Below are 243 nucleotides of genomic sequence, written 5' to 3' on the forward strand. Positions count from 1 at the left end.
GCCAGTTCGAGATCAACTTCTCCCACAGCGACGATCCCCTGAGTGCGGCGGACTGGTCGGCGCTGTTTTGCCGCAGTACCCGGGGTATCGCGATGAAGCACGGCTACCGTGCCAGCTTCATGAGCAAGCCGTACCTGGATGCACCAGGCAGCGGCATGCATGTGCACGTCAGCCTGTACGACAGCGCTGGCAATAACATCCTTGCAGGTGCCGAACAGCGCAAGCTGCGCCATGCGGTAGCCG

1 pseudogene is annotated in these 243 nt (G+C 62.1%); it reads left to right on the forward strand.

The annotated features are described in order from the left end of the window. A pseudogene (locus SB756_RS34250) lies at positions 1-243 on the forward strand (glutamine synthetase); the annotation flags it as partial.

It is taken from the genome of Pseudomonas sp. SIMBA_068, assembly GCF_046534705.1.
GTDB lineage: Bacteria > Pseudomonadota > Gammaproteobacteria > Pseudomonadales > Pseudomonadaceae > Aquipseudomonas > Aquipseudomonas putida.